General features: G+C 42.5%; 16 protein-coding genes. 9 read left to right on the top strand and 7 right to left on the bottom strand.

The genetic code is table 11. The features are described from left to right. Positions 1-34: 34 nt before the first annotated feature. Positions 35-1,519, bottom strand: a complete 1,485-nt coding sequence (locus tag Q0890_RS11040) for an amidase (RefSeq protein WP_299220763.1) — start codon at positions 1,517-1,519, stop codon at positions 35-37. A gap of 45 nt (positions 1,520-1,564) precedes the next feature. Beyond that, complete coding sequence (locus tag Q0890_RS11035) at positions 1,565-2,323, bottom strand: 5-oxoprolinase subunit PxpA (RefSeq protein WP_299220760.1); 759 nt, start codon at positions 2,321-2,323, stop codon at positions 1,565-1,567. Between the two features lie 362 nt (positions 2,324-2,685). Between Q0890_RS11035 and Q0890_RS11030 the strand changes: the two genes are divergently transcribed. Continuing rightward, on the top strand, positions 2,686-3,693 hold the full coding sequence (locus Q0890_RS11030; RefSeq protein WP_299220757.1) for an ester cyclase: 1,008 nt from the start codon (positions 2,686-2,688) through the stop codon (positions 3,691-3,693). 14 nt (positions 3,694-3,707) lie between these two features. Here the strand turns inward: Q0890_RS11030 and Q0890_RS11025 are convergent, their stop codons facing one another. Then, positions 3,708-4,820 carry a hypothetical protein gene (locus Q0890_RS11025; protein ID WP_299220754.1) on the bottom strand — a complete coding sequence of 371 codons (1,113 nt, stop codon included), beginning with the start codon at positions 4,818-4,820 and terminating at the stop codon, positions 3,708-3,710. Between the two features lie 54 nt (positions 4,821-4,874). Next, a complete protein-coding gene (locus Q0890_RS11020; RefSeq protein WP_299220752.1) occupies positions 4,875-5,549 on the bottom strand; it encodes an HAD family phosphatase in 675 nt (224 codons plus the stop codon). A gap of 385 nt (positions 5,550-5,934) precedes the next feature. On the opposite strand from Q0890_RS11020, the gene Q0890_RS11015 reads away from it, so the two are divergent. Beyond that, the gene (locus Q0890_RS11015; protein ID WP_299220749.1) at positions 5,935-7,542 is read left to right on the top strand and encodes a sodium/solute symporter; all 1,608 of its coding nucleotides are present in this window, start codon (positions 5,935-5,937) and stop codon (positions 7,540-7,542) included. 23 nt (positions 7,543-7,565) lie between these two features. Beyond that, positions 7,566-8,309 (top strand): zinc-dependent peptidase, encoded by a 744-nt coding sequence (locus Q0890_RS11010; RefSeq protein WP_299220747.1) that lies wholly within the window; start codon positions 7,566-7,568, stop codon positions 8,307-8,309. Between the two features lie 119 nt (positions 8,310-8,428). Here the strand turns inward: Q0890_RS11010 and Q0890_RS11005 are convergent, their stop codons facing one another. After that, positions 8,429-9,103 carry a hypothetical protein gene (locus tag Q0890_RS11005; protein ID WP_299220744.1) on the bottom strand — a complete coding sequence of 225 codons (675 nt, stop codon included), beginning with the start codon at positions 9,101-9,103 and terminating at the stop codon, positions 8,429-8,431. Between the two features lie 155 nt (positions 9,104-9,258). Here Q0890_RS11005 and Q0890_RS11000 point away from each other — a divergent pair, with 155 nt between their 5' ends. Continuing rightward, entirely contained in the window at positions 9,259-9,744 is a 486-nt protein-coding gene (locus Q0890_RS11000; protein ID WP_299220741.1) for a hypothetical protein, read from the top strand. Between the two features lie 289 nt (positions 9,745-10,033). Here the strand turns inward: Q0890_RS11000 and Q0890_RS10995 are convergent, their stop codons facing one another. Together Q0890_RS10995 and Q0890_RS10990 are read right to left on the bottom strand one after the other, a co-directional pair. After that, on the bottom strand, positions 10,034-13,072 hold the full coding sequence (locus Q0890_RS10995; protein WP_299220738.1) for an ESPR-type extended signal peptide-containing protein: 3,039 nt from the start codon (positions 13,070-13,072) through the stop codon (positions 10,034-10,036). Between the two features lie 579 nt (positions 13,073-13,651). Then, the gene (locus tag Q0890_RS10990) at positions 13,652-14,674 is read right to left on the bottom strand and encodes a hypothetical protein (RefSeq protein WP_299220734.1); all 1,023 of its coding nucleotides are present in this window, start codon (positions 14,672-14,674) and stop codon (positions 13,652-13,654) included. A gap of 154 nt (positions 14,675-14,828) precedes the next feature. On the opposite strand from Q0890_RS10990, the gene Q0890_RS10985 reads away from it, so the two are divergent. The 5 genes from Q0890_RS10985 to acnD all read left to right on the top strand — a co-directional run bounded on the left by Q0890_RS10985 (position 14,829) and on the right by acnD (position 23,027). Next, positions 14,829-15,827, top strand: coding sequence for a LysR family transcriptional regulator (locus Q0890_RS10985; RefSeq protein ID WP_299220731.1), 999 nt, complete (start codon positions 14,829-14,831; stop codon positions 15,825-15,827). A 307-nt stretch (positions 15,828-16,134) separates the two neighbouring features. After that, on the top strand, positions 16,135-17,412 hold the full coding sequence (locus tag Q0890_RS10980) for an NRAMP family divalent metal transporter (protein ID WP_299220728.1): 1,278 nt from the start codon (positions 16,135-16,137) through the stop codon (positions 17,410-17,412). A 446-nt stretch (positions 17,413-17,858) separates the two neighbouring features. Next, the gene (gene prpB, locus Q0890_RS10975) at positions 17,859-18,749 is read left to right on the top strand and encodes a methylisocitrate lyase (RefSeq protein WP_299220726.1); all 891 of its coding nucleotides are present in this window, start codon (positions 17,859-17,861) and stop codon (positions 18,747-18,749) included. A gap of 106 nt (positions 18,750-18,855) precedes the next feature. Continuing rightward, entirely contained in the window at positions 18,856-19,986 is a 1,131-nt protein-coding gene (gene prpC / locus Q0890_RS10970; RefSeq protein ID WP_299220723.1) for a 2-methylcitrate synthase, read from the top strand. 395 nt (positions 19,987-20,381) lie between these two features. After that, complete coding sequence (gene acnD, locus Q0890_RS10965) at positions 20,382-23,027, top strand: Fe/S-dependent 2-methylisocitrate dehydratase AcnD (RefSeq protein WP_299220898.1); 2,646 nt, start codon at positions 20,382-20,384, stop codon at positions 23,025-23,027. Positions 23,028-23,037 lie beyond the last annotated feature (10 nt).

The raw sequence follows: 23,037 nt of genomic DNA, 5'->3' as shown, positions 1-23,037 counted from the left end.
TATAGCCGTTAAAGCGAGTCTCAAAATTAAAAAATCATAAATACTTAGGCGTACGACGCACATTATTGGCCTGTTCAAATGCATAACCCAATCGGAATAAATCAGGCTCGTGATAGGGCAAAACAACCAGCTCCATACCGACAGGCAACCCATTTTTACTAAATCCAGCAGGCAAACAAATCGATGGCATCCAAGTTTGTGAAGCAATTAAAGTATTTGTTGGGAAAGTTAATACTTGATGCTTGCCATCACGGACATCTTGTTTCGATGGTGGCAAAATCTGAATACAGGGAAATACCAACGCATCTAAGTTGTTTTTTGCAACGATTCCGGCAACTAGGCGCTGGAATTTGTCACGAACGGCAAGTTTTTTAAAATAATCAGGCTCATCTTCTGGGTTTACAGGTCCTTCAAATATATCAATCAAAAGATCCAGCACAGGGTGAAACAAGCCCTTTTCTTTGATTTCTTCAAGGCTTTTGATTGGCATATTCTCACGTGAGGCTAAAAACTCATTAATGTCGTGTCGCGAATGCGAACCATATAAGGAGGTTTCAGTAATGTGCTCCATCATATCTGGAATTTCAACGTCAATTAGTTCTGCACCAGCGCTCTTTGCTTGTTCAAGCGCTGAGTCGATAATCTGATTAACTTCTGCTGACTCAGTATTGTCGTTTGATCCATAAGCATTACGGACAACGCCCAGACGCGCATTTTTAAGACTGTTAATATCCATCGCATCCGTATAGCTGCCTTGATGATTGGCAATACTCGCGGCAGTAGTATATTCATCTTTTGGATCATAGCCTACCATTGCATCCAAAAGAAGAGCAGCATCTGTAACGGTACGCGCCATCGGTCCTGCTGTGTCTTGAAATACCACAAGCGGTGAGGTGCCGTCGCGACTGATTAGGCCTGGTGTGACACGGACACCAACAAGATTGGTAAAACTGGCTGGCAGACGTATAGAGCCACCAGTATCTTCGCCAACTCCAACCAACCCTAGATTCGCCGCTATCCCAGCAGCTGTACCACTACTAGAGCCGCCCGGATCATGTGACAAAACATACGGGTTCTTAGTTTCGCCTTGTTTTGAGCAGAAGCCAAACCATGATGATGCAAAATCTGGCAACACTGTCTTAGCAAGAATAATAGCACCTGCTGCTTTGATCTTTTTGACAGCGGTTGCGTCGTCTTTTGGTTGGTAACCGTCCTGAGCGATAGAACCAAAGGTCGTCATCATATCTTTGGTTTCTATCTGATCTTTTACAAGCACCGGTACGCCATGCAACGCCCCAACAAATTCGCCTGTTTCTGCAAAATGTGAATCAAGGCGATCGGCTTCATCGAGCGCGAGTGGATTGATCGTAATGATAGAGTTAAGAGTAGGACCAGATCTGTCAATGGCTTCGATTCGGTCGAGGTATGCTTCAACCAAGCCTCGTACAGTAAGCGATCCATTCTTAAGGTGCGTCTGCATATCAGCGATAGTTAATTCTTCAATTTCGAGATTTTTCATGATTATTTTCCTTCTTCCTTGAAATTATTGTTAATGAAAATTAAGTTAAGGAGCCGCTACCTCGATGCCCGCGTTATCAAGAGCGGCTCGTACTGCTTTGATCAGTGAAAGGGCGCCTGGGGTGTCACTGTGAATACAGACAGAATCAAATTTAACCGTTAACAGCTGGCCGTTAATTGACTCTACTTCATTATGCTGGCAGGCACGTAATACTTTTTGTGCCACAATCTTAGGATCAAGTTGCTTGATCTTGCGTACAAACACAAGATTTCCTTCATCGTCGTAATCACGATCTGCATAAAACTCATGCACTCTACGTAACCCAGCATTTTTTGCTGCATGATCTATCGCTGTGTCCGCTAAGCAGTAAATAGCTAAGTTAGGAGCGACAATTGCTAGGGCAGAAGTTAGCTTTTCAGCAAATTCCTCATCTTGTGCTGCGTGCATGAATAATGCGCCATGCAGTTTGAAATGATGCATCTTGAGGCCTTCAAGATGGGCAAGTTCTCGTAGAGCACCTAATTGGTACAATGCATCATTCACCAATTCATCAGCAGATGCTAAGATATGGCGACGTCCAAAGCCGACCAAGTCACGAAAACCTGGATGGACACCAATGCATACTTCATGGCGCGCTGCCAGACGCAGCGTCTCAGACATAGTAGAGGGGTCGCCGGCGTGAAAACCTGCGGCAATATTGGCTGAGCTAATAAGTGGCATAATATCGGGATCGACCCCGTCGCCAATCGTCCAAGCGCCAAATCCTTCTCCCATATCTGAATTTAAGTCAATCGTTGATACCATCGAAAAGCTCCTTAGCAATATCTTTATGTTTATGTCCATTAAAAAGCTATATGAATATTATTAAAACCATTTATGAATGAGGGTTGCGCAAAGTCAAAGCGGTACAGGTAGTAGCTAAAGCAAAAAGGTTTATTGTTATAAAAGCTTCATGCGTAGCTCTAGGACATGTACTTTAATCATAGACGCTTTGATAGAAGAGAGATATATTACAATGTAATTTTTAATTTAAGTTTTTTTGAAGAAGGTAAGCTTACAGTAGTAAGTCATTAGCCGTGTAAAGTCCATTCCATGTGCCATTAAGATTAAATGATAGCAGCTATAAATGAGCACTATAGAATCAATACAACAAGATGAGAGCAATTATGAAAATGCAAGAAGCCAAATATCACGTTCAACAGTGGCGACAAGAGCTGTTTACCGCTGGTGCTGATATACATAAGGTAATGGCAAAACATTGGCCTGCAGAGGCACGTTTCAAAATAGCCTATCCCTTTGACAATCAAGATCGTGACGGTGCCATTGAAAACTATTTTGGACCACTGTTCGAGAGCTTTACTGATATTGCCCGTCGCGAAGATATTATGGTCACGGGTGAGGATGAAGGCGCTATCTGGGTCGGTATCACTGGTCATTATGAGATGAGCTTTTGCCAGCCATGGCTTGGCATTCCTGCAACAGGAAAGCGCGCAACTTTGCGTTTTGGTGAGGTATATCAGGTCGATGATTCAGGGCTAGTTGAGGCGCAGATTTTAATCGATATTCCTATGCTAATGGCTCAGGCCGGAGTTAATCCGCTGCCGCCAAGTTTAGGTAGCGATTTATTTGTGCCCAGTCCGGCAACTCAAGATGGCATGCTATACGACCCTCAATCGCCTGAGGACTCAAAAACCACATTAACACTGGTCAATGATATGTTAGCAGGGCTTATGGAGTTTGATGGAAAAACTCTCGAGTCGATGGCGATTGAACGTTTTTGGCACCCTAACATGAACTGGTATGGCCCGTGCGGTATCGGTACGACTCGCGGCATCGCAGGGTTTCAACAAGGTCATCAGCATGATTTTGTGATGGCTTTTCCTGATCGTGATGTGATTACCGATGTTCGCTTTGCTGAGGGTAATTACGCAGTATCAAGCGGTGTGCCCTCTATGAGCGGTACCCAAAGCGGTGGCGGCTGGCTAGGTATGCCGGCTACCAATAAGAAGATTACCATGAACGTAATGGACTGGTGGCGCCGCGATGGTGATCTGTTAGTTGAGAATTGGGTGTTGATTGATATACTGGACATCTATCGCCAGCTTGGTGTCGATATGCTGGAGCGTATGCGCAAGTTGCAAGCAGGAAGTGCTATTTCTCCCTCAATAAGTTAGCAGATACATAAACACTATTTTGGTTTTGCTAAAGTCTCATCAACCATTTGCTGAAAAAATGCGCTTAATGTGATTCCTGTCTCTTTTACCATGGTCGGAATAACACTTTTAGGTGCAAAAGAGCAGTACAAGCCCGCCTCTAAAAACCAGGGCTTACCTTGGCTATCGATGCGAAAATCAAACAGACTGTAATGACGGCATCCTAATGCTCGATGGCTCAGTTTTGCAGCCTCCCAAACCCGAGTAATGTCCGGATCATCAGTATTGACCAGCCATGTTTGAGTACTGTCCTTGCCAGCAAATGCCAAACCCCCTTGAGCATCTTCTGTTAACTTGCTGGAATAGGCGCGGATAGGGTGCGTTTGGGCATCCATACGGTATTCTTCTAGCGGTAGACAAATCAGCTCTCCTTTTTTCTCAATAATGCCGCAACGTATTTCTCGTCCAAGCTCAATAAAGCGCTCAACCAATACCTCATCCGACTCAGCAAAGGCCATTTCTAGTGCAGTTGCATATTCAGCTTCGGTGTTAACTAGCGTCACGCCTAAGGAATTGTCTGCTTGGGCTGGCTTGACCACCACGGGAGGTTTGAAACTCGGCTTATCTCCTAGCCGTAGCAGCTCACTCTCAGGTACTACCACGCCAGCAGCTGCAACCACAGCTTTGGCTTTGGCTTTATCCGCAGTGAGCGCCATCAGCTCTGGCGTATTGCCTACATAAGGAATATTGAGTAAATCCAATAGTGCACGATAATCTGTCATACCTGAACGACAAAACATCTGTGGCAAAGCAATGTCGATATGTTGTTTCGATAAAACCTGCACAGCTTCAGCTAAGGATAGCGCCTTAGCAGCGGTAATGTCCGCGTCATCTAGTGAGGCAGGAAAACACCATTTTTTGTTTGGCGTGATATAAGCGATCTGAAAGGTATAACGTGCTGGGTCTGCTAAGGCGCGAATGCAGTTATCGGCGTAGAAACGTGACAGATCACAATAAAACTGATCGGTAGGAGAGCCTACTAGATGAAGAATAACGCGTTTTGATATGATGACTCGTTCCCCTTTATTATTTATGATGTTATGAATGACTACACTATATAAATTTAAAGCTGACAGATGCATTTGCATTCGCCAGCTTTATAGGTTTAGGTAACATACTTATAAACAGTGTATGTAGATCGCTTACTCAGGAATCGTTAACTCAAACCCTTCAAGAGAGGTTAGCTGCTGATCGGCTTTGCTAAAATCTTGCTGATCAGTGAATTTACCTGGAGTTACTACCGTGTATATTCCTGCCTGCTTGGCGGCATGTAAGGAGGGTGAGCTGTCTTCAATAGCGATCACTTCGCTACTGTCTAGTGAAAGACGTTTTAAGGCCTCAAGATAAACGTCTGGCGCAGGCTTATTATTTTCTGCATCGTCTCTGGTAAATACGGCGCTAAATTTTTCCAGTGGCAAATCATCACCTGCGGCTTTTGCAATCGCGTCGATATTTACCTGATACGTCGATGTCACTAGAGCCACTTTCATGTCTTGGTCTAACGCGTGCTTGACTAATTCAGCAACTCCTGGACGCAAAGCAACACTTTCGTTGACTATTTCTTGACGCGCCAACTCTGTTTTGCGCGCATGAATACGCTGAATGTCATCATCGCTAAGGTTGGCCTCTTTTTCTTTATTAAGACGTGATAAACGCTTGACCCCACCAGAATCAGTTAGTAAATCTCGATAGGTATCTTTGTCCCACTGCCAATCAAGTCCAGCCTCTTTTAAGGCTTGATTGTAGGCGCGACGCTGAATGTCAGAGGTTTCGGCCAGTACGCCGATTGAGCCAATAAATAGGGCAGAAGGTGTCATAGTGTTTTCCTAAGCGTTAATTGTTGTTGGTATTGTTTGGAGCATAGATAAGGTATCTACAGTTTGGTTAAAAAGTGCAATGCTTTTCTTAATATCTCATCATAATTTATAAGCTATATTGACCGTATGCAAGTAACTAAACGTAAGCCATGTATAGCCAATATCTAATACTAACCATACAACGTCTACTAAGCGTTACATAATGGGTGCTAGACAATAAATGTTTAATTGTTAGACAATAAACAGAGCAATCTTAAATTCAATAAAACCCTAATTCTGCTAATAACTTATCATCATCTCCAAAATTTTCTATTTATAATTTATTTAAAATCAATAAGTTGAAAACAAGTCACGAGTAGGGTTTAGACTAAAAGCGATTACTGTCATGGAAGATTTTGGACTACTTAATTGGACAATTTTGATTGTCTATCTTATCGGTAACGTATTCATGGGTTTGATGTTCAGTAAAGACATCAATAGTGCTGAAAACTATTATCTGGGTAGTAAAACCATACCTTGGTGGGCTATTGGTCTTTCAGTGCTAGCGACCTATGTGAGTGCCATGTCGTTTTTGGGTGGTCCGGCTTGGTCATATGGAAGTGGCCTTGGGGTCATGATGATTCACATCAATTATCCTATAGTGATATTTTTAGTCATCACACTATTTTTGCCATTTTTTTACAATAGTGGCGTGGCATCAATATATGACTATCAGGAAAAACGCTTTGGTAAAAAAGCCCGTAGCGTCATGTCGATCATTTTTATGATGACGCAAACGTTGTCTTCAGCAGCCGTACTGTACGCTACAGCATTGGTCGTCAGCTTTATTATTGGTATAGAGGTTAATATTGCTATCGTGGTTATTACCATAGTGGCTTTGGTCTATACTTTAATGGGTGGAATCACTGCGGTCATTTGGACTGACGTCATTCAGTCTATTATTTTGATGGTAGGTGCTGTTATTATTTTTTATTTCTTACTAACTGATTTGCCTCAACCGTTAATGTCAACTCTCTCAGAGTTAAAAGCTCAGGGGAAAATGAATATTTTAGATTTTTCTCTTGATACTAAAGTAGAAGCCACCGTATGGACGGGTGTCGTGGCTATGGTTCTTTATCATACTACGGTCTATGGCGCCAATCAGATGGTCGTGCAACGCGCGCTTGCGGCTAAGAGTATTGGTGATGCCAAAAAGTCCTTTTTATTGATGGGATTTATAGCATTCTTTATATACTTTTTATTCTTACTATTGGGTGTATTGTTTTACAGCTATTACAACGGTCAAGAATTTGACAATAACAATACTATTGTTCTGCAGTTTGCAGCCGATACGGGATTACCAGGATTACTAGGAATTATTACCGCTGCCGTGATAGCCGCGTCTCTTTCAAGTCTTGATTCGGCACTTAACTCTTTGGCCACAGTCACTACTTTGGATTTTTATGAAAAGTACTTTAAAAAGGAGGCATCCTCAAACCATTATCTAAAGGCATCACGCTGGTTTACAGTGTTTTGGGCAGGACTGATTGTCGTGCCGGCCATTCTTTTTGCTCAAAGTGAAGGTTCGGTATTGCAGTTATTAACCAAAGTAGGCTCTTATTTTGTTGGTGCTAAGTTGAGTATGTATGCTCTTGGTTTCTACTCTCAGCATACGACAGAGCGAGGATTGCTGATTGGAGTGGTAGCAGGATTTTTAGCAGTTTGGGTCGCAGCTACGCAAACTAATATTGCTTGGCCTTGGTATTGTGCTATCGGTTTCATCATTAACGTACCAGTTTCTATTGGTGCCAGTCTGTTATTAGATGGTCGTCAAAGTGAGCTTTCCGTTTATACTATTAAAGGTCAGAAAAAAATGTATCGAGAGCAAAACCTACCAGTTAAACAAGATGGCTGGTATCTGATCCCAGGTAAAGTGGATAATATTAGCTGGTTATTGGTTGTATTTTTCATCGCTACTTTAGGGTCTTTATACTTACTGTCAATCTTTATATAAGAATATATAAAATAGGAAAAATCATGTTTGAAATAATAAAAGACTGGCGCGAGCAGCGAATACTGGATAATAGTGAATTTACCGAGGCTGACTGGACGCAAGCTGCCAAGCGTATTGTGATACTCGATAGACTAGACAAGGATGAGATGTCTCGTTTGTTTGATTTGGCGACATTGTTTTTGGACGACAAATCTATTAACGGCGCTCAAGGCTTTGAGATTACCGATGCTGTTAAGCAGTCTATTGCCTTGCAAGCTTGTCTGCCTATCTTAAATTTAGGACTTGAGTGGTACGCTGGCTGGTCGTCAGTCATCATCTATCCTGGTTCATACAAAAGCGAGACCAAAACAGTAGATGAGTTTGGTATTGTTCATGAAGGCCAGCAACATCGAAGCGGGGAGGCATGGCAGCGTGGGCCTGTGGTTTTATCATGGAAGGATGCCAAGCATTCAGGCGAGCGCGATGGTCATAATGTCGTCATTCACGAGTTTGTGCATAAGCTTGATATGCTTAATGGCCGCGCCAATGGCTTCCCGCCCATGCAGCCGGATATGGATCCAACGCGCTGGACGACAATTATGAGCCGCGACTTTGAAGACTTTCAAAAGCATCGTAAATCAGGCTTGGATCGCTACGGTGCGACCAATCCGGCTGAGTTCTTTGCGGTACTTAGCGAAGTATTTTTTGAGACCCCGCAAAAACTGATAGACGCTTATCCTGATATTTATGAGATTATGGTCAAGTTCTTTCGCCAAACACCACTATGATTTATATAAAAAAATGAATATTTAGCCATAACAACAAACAAAAAGGGCAGTGCATCATATACGATGCATTGCCCTTTTTTAATGAAATTTGACTATAAAATCATATGCTTAATTGTTGATCAAACTGTCCATTGGTCATTAATAATAGCGACCAAATAGCGTTTACCTTGATAGTCATCAAACACTAAGCGCATGATGCGCCAGTCCATACCGTCATATTCTTCAGACCCTTTATAATAGAACTCAACCACATCCGAGTGTTGATAGATATCTCTTAGATTATTAATCATACCGCCAGTTTGGCGGAATTCATTGATGCTGATGGCGCTATTATTATACTTTTGCGCGTCCACCCAAGTAGCTAGGTATTCTGGTAGTGAGATTATTAATGGATTGCCAGTACCATCAAGTTCGCCCCAAGTGAAGCGAATGTTAGGCTGTTTTAGATACTGTGCATATTGCTCACGGCTAAAGACTTTATCAGACTCAGAGCGCACATAAGCGTACATTGAGAAGCGCACGCCACGTGTCGGATGGATATCATTGGTAATGCGAGCATAATCATTATTAGCGAGGGCACGCTGGATGCGTAACGCTTGTTGTCTAAGGGTTTGTTGACTTATATCTGAGACAACTGTTGTCGATGAGTTACCGTTTGATTGATGAGTAACGGTTGCATTTGACTCAGCAGAAGATTGGCAACCGGTAGTAACCAGTATTGAAGCAAAGCACACAGTGGCTGATAGTTTATAAAGATAGGACTTAGAAATATCAAAACGAGATGACGGCATCATAAATATATCCTTATCATAGCTTATTGTTTTTATAAAAGTGGAATTAAAGAAGAGTTAGACTAATATAAATACTAAACAATTATGCAGTAAAATGATAGTTTATATGTGTTTTAATGAATTTAATACTTAAAATATCCTCATCCATGGAGGACACCATGCAAAAAACGATATTGTCCATAGTAATGCTAATAATAGGGTTTTCTGCTATGACGGCTAGCGCTAATCTAACTGAGCCGTTACAGAAAGTTTTCGCTATGAAAGTTAATACTATTGCCAAAATGTACCAGCAGGATGCGAGAAATCAAGGTCAAGATTATCCGGTTGTACTGCAACAATATGGCAGTCCAGAGCTACAGGCGGCCATGCAGCTTGAGCAAGTTTACTTTGTTAGAGAACAAGCGTCTTGTCATATTGGTTATGATGTGTTGTGGAGCTCACAAGATCCTGACTATGCACAAGACAAGCAGTTTTCAGTGACCACAAAAGGTTTGGTCAAAGTCAGCTTAGTGCAAGGTAATGATGTTTATTATGAGCTGACATGTGATAGCATCGATAATGAAGAAAATTGCCAAGTAGCAGACGTCATCTTAGATGAGGATGGCACATCGTTACGAGAGCATTTATTGAAGCATTGTCGTTAGCTGGAATATAAGAGATAGATGTGAGCATTAATATTTATTAAGAAGGAATATGGATATTTAAGTATGAAATAAATTTCTTTTAGAAATGAATGGCAAGACTTGTAGACAGAACTGGATAACAAATAATTGAACTAAAACATTATACGCTCAACGTCTAAGACCGTTGGTTTGTTTTCGCATAATGTATATTATGTTAAATAGACTGTTTTATATCAAACTGCGATGGCAGCTCATGTCTATAAAAAAACAAGGGATATTTATTTATCCCTTGTTTGTGCTTAGTGAGTCTTTACCAGCTATAACCCAAACCTACACCACCAGAAGTCTCATCTTTGGTGAAAGCGCCACCGACGCTGACACTTGCATTAGGATGGATGACACGTTGATAGCCGACTGAAACCGCTTGTTCAGATCCTTGAAAACCTGCACCTACGCCTATACGGTTTTTACCTGACAAACCTGAGGTGCTGGTCGCCATATTTAACATCGCGGCACTCATGGCACCCTGACGATCAAAACGCTCATCGACCTCCCGAAAACGTCTGTCAGTCTCAACCTCATAATTTTGGAATGTGTTATTCAAAGTCGCTATACCAGTATCGGTATAGGCATTGGCCGTTTCGATAGCGTTCGTTTTTTCAGCTTGTAGTTGACGGACGTTTACGGCATCATGATCAGCTGCGCCATCCTCCACATTAATGATTTGACGTTGGTTACTAGCAGAGCCAACGGATACGGTGTTGTCACGATCACGATCAAGATTAGAGCTAGCAGAACTAGAATTATTACCCAATACCACAGCATTGTCGGCTGACGTATTGACATTATTACCTAGGACAAAAGTATTATCACCAGACACCGTGTTGTCGTTACCAACGCTGTAACTGTTGTCGCCACTGACGACACTTGGGTCACCAATCGCCCCAGAATGGTCTCCTGTGACCTTATTACCGGTACCGATACTAATGGATTGCACACCGCTTGCTTCTACACCATCACCAATGGCAATAGATTGCTCACCTTCACCTTGCCAGGCTGCGTTATTGACGCTCGTAGCATTATTATCTATAGCATTTCCCTCTACCGACCTCATACTTGCATTGTCGGCAGTTGCAAACTCTGCAGACGTAAACCTACTGATTTCATTCTCAATAGGTGTAGGTCCAATAGATGCAGGCTGAATCATAGCTGACTGCGGGGCAACTAAAAAGTTTCTTTGTATCACTAGTATTTGATCATCGACGTAACGTTTATTGGCAGCATCATAATCGTTTTGTGGACCAGCAACGTTGGTGATACGTTTCTCGCTACCTGCGCGGCCCACTGAAACGGTATCTACCTCATCCGCAAGAGAATTATGGCCAATGGCCGTGGCACGTGCTGCTATAGCGCGGCTGTTACTTCCAAATACGCTACTAAAACTACTTGAGGCAATATTTCTATAACCCACCGCACTACTATTAATGCTCGTTGCTTTATTAAAAGAGCCTAGCGCACTGCTATATTCACCATCCGCGTCATTTTTGTAACCCACCGCACTACTTGCATTACCTGATGCGATATTGGAACGACCTACAGCATTACTAGCAATACCCACTGCTCTATTGCTAATGCCTATGGCACTGCTAATATTACCTGATGCCGTATTGGAACGACCTACTGCGCTACTATTGCTAGCAGATGCATAATTATCACTACCCAATGCGCTGCTATTGCTAGCAGATGCTATATTATTAGAACCCAGCGCACTGCTAAAATCGCCCTTTGCACTATTACCACTACCCATCGCACTACTTCCATAATCCGATGTTTCATTAAAAGCACCTACTGCACTGCTACTATCACCCTGTGCACTATTAAGAAAACCTAGCGCATTGCTTTCAGTGCCTAATGCTTCATTACCGACACCCACCGCACTACTACGTTCCTCCGATGCGGTATTATTAGCACCTACTGCACTGCTGTGTCTATTCGATGCTGTATTATTATGACCCAGCGCACTGCTAAACCTACCCGATGCGGTATTATTATTACCCACTGCACTGCTGTTTGTAAAAGATGCTTTATTGCTGAAACCCAGCGCACTGCTGCTATTACCCGATGCAGTATTACCATTACCTAAAGCATTACTTAGGGGGCCACTTGCAGTATTATTATGACCTAATGCACTACTATTAAGTCCTGATGATTCATTTGTATAACCTACTGCACTGCTATATTCACCCGATGCGGTATTTTCAGAACCCACTGCACTACTGTATATACTCGATGCGGTATTGCTAAAACCCACCGCACTGCTACGTTCTTCCGATGCTTCATTATTAGCACCCAGCGCACTGCTGTATCTATTCGATGCGCTATTGTTGGAACCCACTGCACTGCTGTATGTATAGAATGCGACATTTTGATAACCCACCGCACTACTTGCATTACCTGATGCTGTATTTAAACGACCTACTGCACTGCTATATTCACCCGATGCAGTATTTTCAGAACCTACTGCACTGCTATTTTCACCGAATGCTGTATTGTTATAACCGACTGCACTGCTCCAATCACCTTCTACGCTATTACTATTACCTAATGCACTACTATTAAGTCCTAATGATTCATTTGTATAGCCAACCGCACTACTATTTTCACCCGATGCTATATTGGTATAACCTACCGCACTACTATTTTCACCTGAAGCAGTATTCTCGTTACCCAATGCACTGCTATAATACCCTGATGTAGCATTGCCACGGCCTAGCGCATTGCTCCAACCACCCTCTGCGACATTACCATTACCTATTGCGATGCTATATTCTTCTAATGCTGCATTGCCATTGCCTATCGCACTAGTTCCCCAAGTCTGCGCGTTATTGTTACTACCCACAGCACTGCTCTGATGACCGAATGCCTTATTATTATAACCTAGAGCATTGCTACCATCGTGCATTGCTTGATTTTTACTACCGACTGCACTACTAAATATACCCCCTGCCATATTATCAAAACCGACTTCAGTACTGAATGAAGGCATTGGATTTTCATCAAGGTCTACATCACTACTGTTTTTATTTAAATCAATGTAACTAGGATCTGTATTATCAAAACCGGTATCTGCCCAAACCGTAGTGCTAATCGCTGTCATACCAAGAACTAAAGCTTTTAGAGTCAGCATTGGATAATTAGATGAACTGTTGGATGAATGACTAGATAGGCTAATCGTTTGGCTAATACTACCAGTTACGCCGCTGGTTTTGCCTGCACTTTTTGCCGTCTCAGAGGTGACTACCACCTGCCCTAATGATTGGTTCCAAATTTTTTTGAATATCTTATTCACTGCTTGCTCCTTCACTTTAAAAAATACTTTCAGTTAGTATTCATTAAAGCGAATATGTTTACAAGCTTACAAAATGTAAATACAGAGTAATTATTTATTACTACTCTATACAAAAGAATATGACAAGAATATTAGCGAACAATTTTCTATCTATTTAATTAATGAGAAAATTAATCTCTTACAAAGTATATGGTATTCCTATAACTATCGAAAATATACCGCCAATATAAAAAAACACGCTCTATTATTGAATAATAATTATCCAATAATAGAGCGTGTTTAATCTTGATAAACCAGTAGCCTAACTCTAAGTATTACTACCTTACGACTAGCTTGCTTTCAATACCAATTCGCTTTCAAACAAATGTAATCTTTTATTAATAAAAATAATTTAATAACAAAAGTCTGTTTAAATAGTTTTGTGTGTATTTGTTATCTTACTACAATATTCACTTATTAATTCTATAAAAAATAGTATTAATATTATATTTTATCTTTAAATATTTTTACTATAAATCTAAAGCTGTTTCTTATAAAACCTACTTTAAGTACTTACAATTTGATTATATGTCACAACGACTAGTTATTCGTTTCTCGATATAGAGTACTTTGCGCCTCCTCTGCAAAATCCTCATAACTAATTGTAGCCTCATTATCGCTATTTTTGACAAGGTCAGCTTCTGTATCGTTGGTATCGGTCTTTGGAGATACTGCAGTAACCAGTTGTGTTGTGCTAGTCTTTGACCGCGTATCTTTTATTTGTTCATCGCTTAACGTAGATTTGTCGATTGGCTTGTCTACAGACAACTCTCCTACCGTTGCAACGTTATCTGACAAATTTGCCTCACTTACATCACTTACATCGTCGGATTTCGCTACCGTCTCTTCACTACTCAATGTCTTTATGCTCGCAGTATCTGGTCCATCAGCGCTCACCACTGTTGTATTTGGGCTTTCTGTGGCTGGCTCAGTATTAGTAAATATACCTGTCATAGTCAGTATAGCAATCACAAGGGCGCTCAGCAGTAACCCGCAAACAATACCAATAATCAATAGCTTGAGTTTTAGGCTACCTATTTGCTTGTCCTCTGATACGCCTGTTTGTTGAATGTTAGCGTCTGCTTTTAAGTCAGTAGGTAGTACGGATGCTGTCGCGGCGTCGTCAAGCGTGGGATCTTCATGTGGAGAGAGCAAAGACAGTTCCAACCCATCATCAGTGTTTTCTGTATTTGCTTTAGAGGTAACTAGCTGTTGAGCTTTGATTTTTTGATCATTGTGTGAGGTCTGTTCAGTTTCTAAAGAAAGTTGCCACTCTGCATTATCTAAAGGTTCAGATGCAGTTTCTGCATGAGGTAATTTTTCTTTAAGATTGGCACGACTTGAATCTTTGTCAACATTAGATTCACTAATACCCTGTATGCGATTAATAAAACGCTCATATATGTCACTGGTTTTATTATCTTTTCTGCAAACGGAGGCAGATAAATTTTCTTTGTCCTCTACGTTGTTTTTGTACAAATCACTATTTTCTGATTTATTTTTGCTTAAATTATGGTCATCTAAATTAATTTTTTCTAAGCTACCTTTGTTGAATTCATTCATATGTTAATAAACCAAGTAATGCCGTTAATATTAAGTGATTGCAAAAACTACGCTATCATAACTGCGTTATGATACTTTGGATCCAATTGACATACGCACGACGCCATTAATTCGATCAAAGACGAAAAAAGCTACTATGATAGGACTATAAACAATGGATTTAAAGCAGATCAATGCTTTTATTGCTATCGCCGACCTCAAAAGCTTTAGTGCTGCCGCTAAAAAAACAGGCTTATCACAACCAAGTCTTAGTCGCCAGCTAAAGCAGCTTGAGGCGGGTATGGGCGTGATACTGGTTGATCGTTATCACCGGCCATTACAACTGACTAAGGCCGGCCAGTTCTTTTATGATAAAGTCAGTACAGTATTGACAGAGCTCAATACCATCACCAGTATGACCCAGCGCTTATCAGCACCAAGTAAAGCACTTAACATAGGGTTTGTGCCATCAGTACTTTATGGGCACCTACCAGACATCATTGCATCCTTAAAACAGCAAAATCCTGATATCGAAGTCAATCTTAAAGATATCAGCTCATACCAACAAGTAGAAGCGTTAAAATCTGGTGATATTGATGTTGGCTTTGGTCGCTTTGCTCATCAAGATGCATGGATACAGCAAATTTTATTGCGTCATGAGCGCTATCTGGTGGCATTGCCCAAAGCCCACCCACTTGCCAATACTACAGATCAACGCTTGATCGATTTGGCAAACAACCGCCTAATTTTATATCATCAAACACATTTACCAGTATCTACTACTGCAGCCACAACCCTATCGACCAAAAGTGGCGAGACAGGCAGCGAACCGTTAGCAGTTAGTGAACCTGTCACCGAACCTTTGTTACACTTGTTTGCAAGGTATGGCATCACCCCGCTAATGACGACTGAGGTGAGCGACTTACAAGTTGCGCTTGGACTTGTGGCGGCAGGCGAAGGGATTACATTAGTACCAGCCAGCCTACGCACAGTACGCACCGAACAAATCAGTTACCAGCGCTTGATTCATGAGAATATCACCTCTCCTGTGTACTTGCATACATTAAAAGACTTTATTCACCCTAAGATCCCCAATCTTTTAGACGCAATCTACGCCGTTTATGAACAACGTGGTATTACTTATCGACAGCAAAAATTTGGGTCAAAGCTATAAATTATAAGAATAGTCTGAAATTATCAGATATAGAATGCATATTATGGTATAAAGAACCGCCAAAAAAAACAATGCTAATGCTTGATATTATTTATTCATTATGATAACCACCAGTAATGGCAATGCAAAAAAATAGTAATAATAACTTGAATAATCATTATTCTGAATAGCATAGGTGTGCTAAAGTCGATACGATATGAATCGTTTTATATTTCGGCCCGACTTAGATAGAACGATTTTTTAATGATCATTGGCAAGCTGACACAGGTAAGTGATAATTTGCCGTTTTAACCATTTCGAGGTACTTATGACCACACAACCAATTAATAACCCTGATACTGTTAGAGAGGCTCAAAAAGAAGGCTTCAGTTGGCGTATCTTTGGGCCAGGTATTTTGATGGCAACTGCTGCCATCGGCGGCTCGCATCTGATTTCATCAACGCAGGCGGGGGCTATATACGGCTGGCAACTGGCGATTATGATTATTCTGGCCAACGTCTTTAAGTACCCTTTCTTTCGTTTTGGCACAGATTATGTTTATGATACCAGCGAAAGTTTGATCGCCGGTTATGCCAAACGCTCAAAAGCGTATCTTTGGATTTACTTTGTTTTATCTATCTTATCCGCGGTGATTAGTACAGGTGCCGTGACGCTACTGGCTGCAGTAATATTGGGCTTTATGTTGCCAGCTTCTATAGGGTTGTCCAGTATCAGCTTGGCTATCATAATCGTTGCTGTATCGTGGTTTTTTCTCATTGCTGGTCATTATAAGTTGCTTGATGGGGTGACTAAGTGGATTATGATTGCACTCGTCTCCGCAACAGTGTTAGCGGTTTTGATTGCTGCTGGCAAACCGACGGTAATGACTGCTGACTTTATTCCTACGTCTCCTTGGAATTTAGCGACCTTAGGGTTTATTGTGGCATTGATGGGTTGGATGCCAGCGCCACTTGAGTTTGCTGCCATTACTTCGATGTGGACCTCTGCAAAGAGAAAAGCGGACAATACCACTCATAAACAAGGTCTGCTTGATTTTAATGTGGGCTTTTTAGTGTCTGCTATTCTAGCGTTGTTCTTCTTATCCTTAGGTGTTTTTGTTCAATATGGCTCCGGTCAAGAGATTCAAACTGCAGGCGTTGCTTATATTGATCAGCTTATCAATATGTATACTGCCACTATTGGTGAGTGGTCAAGGCTGCTGGTCGCCTTCGTCGCCTTTATGTGTATGTTTGGTACTACGATTACCTGTGCAGATGGTTATGGCCGTGCCAATGCTGAATGCTGGCGTTTACTAAAAGGTGAGAGCGAGATTAATAAAAAGCAGGTTGCTTTTTGGACGACTTATGCCATTGGCGGTGGCTTGGTTATCATCACTTTCTTCACCGGACAATTAGGCGCGATGTTAAAGTTTGCTATGATATCAGCCTTTGTATCGGCGCCTATCTTTGGTTGGTTAAACTATACTTTAGTAAAGAATCATCAAAAGCTATCAGCAGGTATGAATGCTTATTCGATAGTAAGCTTACTGTTCTTAGGCGGTGTCGCTCTATTATTTTTAGCCAACCTTGCAGGTCTGCTTGGTTAAAAGCGTATTGAACAATTGAAGCCATAAATAGTAAACGATCAAAGCCCTTTTAGCTGCTAGCTATTAGGGCTTTTTTATTACAAAAAATATAAAAGTTCTTCCGATGAGACATCCTTCACAGTCAAGCGATTATAATCGATGAGTTATAAACAGGATAAGTGTAACTAAATATTTCATAGTAGCTTGGTTATAACGTACTGTTTTTATTAATATGCATAACAGAATAGATATATCCTCAATATATAGATACTATTATTTAATAAGTACATAGTATTACATAAACTTAATAGTCAATAAATTTTTATTAAATAATACTTAGTAAAGACTACTTTCAAATTAAGGCCAGATGCGTATACTCTAAGTTAATAAAAATTTAACCATACAAGACACTGACTAGGATTTTGTATGGTGATAATAAGATTAACCCTCCATGCAAGGACTCTCAAATGACATCATCAGCTGGCGCGCGCTTTCGCAATGCCATGAAACAAAAGAACGATAATAACCAACCACTACAAATCGTCGGTACTATTAACGCCTATACGGCCATGATGGCAACGCAAGTCGGTCATCAGGCAATATATCTATCTGGTGGCGGGGTTGCCAATGCCTCATTTGGTCTGCCTGATCTTGGTATGACCAGCCTTGATAATGTGCTTGAAGATGCGCGCCGTATTACTGACGCCGTCGACACTCCTCTATTGGTCGACATCGATACGGGATGGGGCGGCGCATTTAATATCAGCCAATCTGTTAGAAAAATGGAAAAAGCGGGCGTGGCAGCTGTCCATATTGAAGATCAAATCGCGCAAAAACGCTGCGGTCATCGCCCTAATAAAGAAATCGTCAGTATCTCTGAGATGGTAGACCGTCTAAAGGCTGCGCTTGATGCCAAAACTGACCCTGACTTTGTGGTCATGGCGCGTACTGATGCACTATCAGTTGAAGGGCTTGATGCAGCAGTTGAGCGAGCGGTAGCGTTTCAAGAGGCGGGCGCTGATATGATCTTTGCAGAAGCATTAACTGACATTGAGATGTATCGTAAATTTACTGATGTATTAGATATTCCGGTACTGGCCAACATGACTGAGTTTGGTCAAACTGACCTGTATACCACTGAGCAGCTACATGGCGTAGGTGTTGATATGGTGCTATATCCATTATCAGCCTTCCGTGCGATGAACAAAGCGGCATTAAACGTTTATCAACATATCTTAGATGACGGTACGCAAGAAAATGTCGTCGATACCATGCAGACGCGCATGGAGCTTTATGACTTCTTAAATTATCATGAATTTGAGCAAACCTTAGACAAGCTGTTTGCTGACAATAAGTAAGAAAAAACAAGTAAGGTATAAACGGGTTTTTTCAAGCATTTTCAACAGTGAACACTGTTTAACCCAATCACTTTAACAACAAGCTACCAACAAAAGGAATTTAATCATGGCAGCAGGCAAACAACTATCAGGCGCAGGACTACGTGGTCAAGTTGCTGGCAAGACGTCATTATCAACTGTCGGTAAATCAGGCTCAGGTCTTACTTATCGTGGTTATGATGTCAAAGACTTGGCTGAGCAATGTATCTTTGAAGAAGTGGCTTATCTACTGCTTTATGGCAACCTACCCACCCAAAGTGAGCTGGATGCCTATCAAGCCAAACTCAAAAAGATGCGCGGTCTACCACAAGCATTAAAAGATGTACTTGAGCGTATTCCAAGCGAAGCCCATCCAATGGATGTATTGCGTACTGGTTGCTCAATGCTAGGTAATCTTGAGATGGAAACCGACTTTGAACAGCAAAACGATAAAACCGATCGTATGCTGGCGGTATTCCCATCAATCATCAACTATTGGTATCGCTTTAGCCATGACAATGAGCGTATCGAGACTGAAACCGATGATGACACTATCGGTGGGCACTTTTTGCATCTGCTCAAAGGCGAGAAGCCAAATGAGCTTCACGAACGCGTGATGAACGTTTCACTTATCTTGTATGCTGAGCATGAGTTCAACGCCTCTACCTTTACCGCGCGCGTTTGTGCGTCTACCTTATCAGATATCCATTCTTGCATCACCGGTGCGATTGGTTCATTGCGCGGGCACTTGCATGGCGGCGCTAATGAGGCGGCGATGGATATGATTGAAGACTTTAGCTCACCCGATGAGGCCGAAAAAGAGATGATGGCCATGCTTGAGCGTAAAGACAAAATCATGGGCTTTGGTCACGCTATCTATAGCGAATCTGATCCGCGTAATGTCATCATCAAACAATGGGCGGAAAAACTGGCTGAGGACGTTGGTGATACGGTTTTATATCCAGTCTCTGTGCGCTGTGAAGAGGTCATGTGGCGTGAGAAAAAACTGTTCTGTAATGCTGACTTTTTCCATGCCTCAACCTATAACTTTATGGGTATTCCAACCAAGCTATTTACCCCAATCTTTGTCTGCTCACGCCTGACTGGCTGGGCAGCCCACGTCTTTGAGCAGCGTGCCAACAACCGTATTATTCGTCCAAGTGCAGAGTACATCGGTGAAGAGCCAAGAGACGTACCTTCTATCGCTGAGCGTGGTTAATTGAGCATCGTCATTTAATAGTTTGTTTCATTATAGGGTGCGTATGGCGCACCCTATCAATCTCTAAAATTGCCATAATATTTATTTAGCAAAATTTACTATCAATAATAGGTTTTGCTAAATGAATCATACTTATACCTTTAACTTAACTAAATATAGTTCAACTCATTTCATTTATATGGTTAATGTACTTTAAAAAGAACATAGCGCTACTGAGATGAATTTTATGCAGCCTCTGTCGGCATAGGCACAGCAAGAAAATAAAATTTATACCAGTAGTGTGTTTAAAATTATATAACCGTTTTATTTTCAACTCACTATACCACTCTACTTATAAAGGAAAGCACGCCATGAGCGACAGCAAGCAGCCTTTAACGCAAGTTAATCCGCAAACCATGAATGAGCAGTATAAAAAGCCATTGCCGAATACTGATCTATATTATTTCGACGTCGAGCAAGCAGTGAATGAGATTGAGCCGGGCGCTTATGCCAAACTACCATTTAGCTCAAAAGTGCTGTGTGAAAACCTTGTGCGCCGTTGTCCGCCGGAAGATTTGACCGAGGCGCTATCACAGCATATTTATCGCAAGCAAGAAGTAGATTTTCCTTGGTACCCTGCCCGCGTGGTTTGCCACGACATCTTAGGGCAGACTGCGTTTGTCGATTTGGCAGGCTTGCGTGATGCTATCGCAGCAGAAGGCGGTGATCCTGCCAAAGTTAACCCTATCGTACCAACACAGCTTATCGTCGATCACTCCTTAGCGGTCGAGCATGCAGGGTTTGAGGAAGATGCGTTTGAAAAAAACCGTGCTATCGAAGAGCGCCGTAACGAAGACCGTTTTCATTTTATCAACTGGTGTCAGTACGCCTTTGATAACGTCAACGTGGTACCACCCGGTAACGGTATCATGCACCAAATCAATCTTGAAAAAATGTCGCCAGTGGTACAAGTGGTGGCTGACCAAGACGGCGATGCCATCACCTTCCCTGATACCTTGGTCGGTACTGATAGTCACACACCAATGGTCGATGCGCTCGGCGTTATCTCTATCGGTGTCGGCGGACTAGAAGCCGAAAGCGTCATGTTGGGCAACCCTTCATACATGCGCTTGCCAAACATCGTTGGCGTTGAGCTAACAGGTAAGCTACAAGAAGGCATTACCGGTACCGATTTGGTACTCGCCATGACTGAGTTCTTACGTGAGGAAGGCGTGGTTTCCGCCTACCTAGAATTTTACGGTGAAGGCGCACGCAATCTGACCGTTGGCGACCGTGCTTCTATCTCCAATATGACACCAGAGTACGGCGCAACGGCTGCGATGTTCTCTATCGATGAGCAAACCATTGATTATTTGCGTTTGACTGGGCGCTCAGAGCAGCAAATCGAAACGGTTGAAGCCTATGCCAAACAGGTTGGTCTGTGGGCAGATGGCCTAAAAGATGCCGAATATGAGCGCGTGCTGCGTTTTGATTTGTCAAAAGTCGTGCGCAACATCGCCGGCCCGTCACGCCCCCATGCGCGCGTATCGACGACTGATTTGGTAAAAGAAGGCATCGCTCATGGCGAAGGTAACAAGTTGCCAGAACCAAAAGATGGTCTGATGCCAGATGGTGCAGTGATTATCGCCGCTATCACCAGCTGTACCAACACCTCAAACCCGCGCAACATGGTGGCTGCCGGTATTGTCGCTCGTAATGCAGTAGAAAAAGGCCTGATTCGCAAACCTTGGGTGAAGTCCTCACTCGCGCCAGGCTCAAAAGCCGTTAAGCTGTATTTAGAAGAAGCCAACTTATTGCCCGAGCTACAAAAACTGGGCTTTGATGTCGTCGCCTTTGCTTGTACCACTTGTAATGGCATGAGCGGTGCGCTCGACCCAGAGATTGAGCAAGAGATCATTGAGCGGGATTTGTTTAGTACCGCCGTCCTCTCAGGCAACCGCAATTTTGATGGCCGTATTCATCCATATGCCAAGCAAGCTTTCCTAGCTTCACCGCCTTTGGTGGTCGCCTATGCTATCGCTGGTAATATCCGTTTTGATATCGAAAAAGATTCACTTGGCAAAGACCAAAATGGCAACGATGTGTATCTAAAAGACATCTGGTTTGATGACGCGGAAGTTGATGCTATCGTTAAAGCCTCGGTGAAACCTGAGCAGTATAATGCCGTCTATATTCCGATGTTTGATGAAGCCAAAGCACAGGCAGGTCGTAATGAAGCGTCGGTTATCGACCCTCAGTACGACTGGCGTGAGATGAGTACTTATATCCGTCGCCCTCCGTACTGGGAAGGTAAGATGGCGGCAATGAATAAGTTAAAAGGTCTGCGTCCACTCGCTGTGCTTGGTGATAACATCACAACCGATCACATGTCGCCCTCTAACGCGATTATGGGAGATTCCGCTGCTGGCGAGTATCTCGATACGATGGGATTACCAAGCGAGGACTATAACTCATACGCCACGCATCGTGGCGACCATTTAACCGCTCAGCGCGCCACTTTTGCTAACCCGAAACTGCTCAATGAGATGGTACGTGATGAGAAAGGCGACGTTATCCAAGGGTCACTCGCTCGCGTAGAGCCAGAAGGCCAAGTCATGCGTATGTGGGAGGCGATTGAAACTTACATGAATCGTGAACAGCCGCTGATCATCATCGCCGGTGACGGTTATGGTCAAGGTTCAAGCCGTGATTGGGCGGCCAAAGGCGTGCGTCTGGCTGGCGTGGAAGTCGTTGTCGCTGAAGACTTTGAGCGTATTCACCGTCAAAACTTAGTCGGTATGGGCGCGCTTCCCGTGCAGTTTAAAGAAGGCACCAACCGTGAGACGCTAAACATTGACGGGTCTGAGGTTTTCGATCTCGAAGGTGAGGTATCAGCGGGCGGCGGTATGACGCTGGTGATTCATCGTCAAGATGGCAGCGTTGATAAAACGCCGGTTATCTGCCGCTTAGATACCGCTGATGAGGTGAAGATGTATAACTCTGGCGGTATGCTACAGCGTTTTGCCAAAGAGTTTATTGAAGGAACGATTGATATTGCTTAGTTTTTGGCGT

This window comes from uncultured Psychrobacter sp., from assembly GCF_947488565.1.
Taxonomy (GTDB): Bacteria; Pseudomonadota; Gammaproteobacteria; order Pseudomonadales; family Moraxellaceae; genus Psychrobacter; species Psychrobacter saeujeotis.
This window is presented reverse-complemented; position numbering and strand designations above follow the sequence as displayed.

What these genes read in the sequence shown, in the direction of transcription:
- Q0890_RS11040 (WP_299220763.1), bottom strand. Translation starts at nt 1,519, where the DNA reads ATGAAAAATCTCGAAATTGAAGAATTAACTATCGCTGATATGCAGACG.
- Q0890_RS11035 (WP_299220760.1), bottom strand. Translation starts at nt 2,323, where the DNA reads ATGGTATCAACGATTGACTTAAATTCAGATATGGGAGAAGGATTTGGC.
- Q0890_RS11030 (WP_299220757.1), top strand. Translation starts at nt 2,686, where the DNA reads ATGAAAATGCAAGAAGCCAAATATCACGTTCAACAGTGGCGACAAGAG.
- Q0890_RS11025 (WP_299220754.1), bottom strand. Translation starts at nt 4,820, where the DNA reads ATGCAAATGCATCTGTCAGCTTTAAATTTATATAGTGTAGTCATTCAT.
- Q0890_RS11020 (WP_299220752.1), bottom strand. Translation starts at nt 5,549, where the DNA reads ATGACACCTTCTGCCCTATTTATTGGCTCAATCGGCGTACTGGCCGAA.
- Q0890_RS11015 (WP_299220749.1), top strand. Translation starts at nt 5,935, where the DNA reads ATGGAAGATTTTGGACTACTTAATTGGACAATTTTGATTGTCTATCTT.
- Q0890_RS11010 (WP_299220747.1), top strand. Translation starts at nt 7,566, where the DNA reads ATGTTTGAAATAATAAAAGACTGGCGCGAGCAGCGAATACTGGATAAT.
- Q0890_RS11005 (WP_299220744.1), bottom strand. Translation starts at nt 9,103, where the DNA reads ATGATGCCGTCATCTCGTTTTGATATTTCTAAGTCCTATCTTTATAAA.
- Q0890_RS11000 (WP_299220741.1), top strand. Translation starts at nt 9,259, where the DNA reads ATGCAAAAAACGATATTGTCCATAGTAATGCTAATAATAGGGTTTTCT.
- Q0890_RS10990 (WP_299220734.1), bottom strand. Translation starts at nt 14,674, where the DNA reads ATGAATGAATTCAACAAAGGTAGCTTAGAAAAAATTAATTTAGATGAC.
- Q0890_RS10985 (WP_299220731.1), top strand. Translation starts at nt 14,829, where the DNA reads ATGGATTTAAAGCAGATCAATGCTTTTATTGCTATCGCCGACCTCAAA.
- Q0890_RS10980 (WP_299220728.1), top strand. Translation starts at nt 16,135, where the DNA reads ATGACCACACAACCAATTAATAACCCTGATACTGTTAGAGAGGCTCAA.
- prpB (WP_299220726.1), top strand. Translation starts at nt 17,859, where the DNA reads ATGACATCATCAGCTGGCGCGCGCTTTCGCAATGCCATGAAACAAAAG.
- prpC (WP_299220723.1), top strand. Translation starts at nt 18,856, where the DNA reads ATGGCAGCAGGCAAACAACTATCAGGCGCAGGACTACGTGGTCAAGTT.
- acnD (WP_299220898.1), top strand. Translation starts at nt 20,382, where the DNA reads ATGAATGAGCAGTATAAAAAGCCATTGCCGAATACTGATCTATATTAT.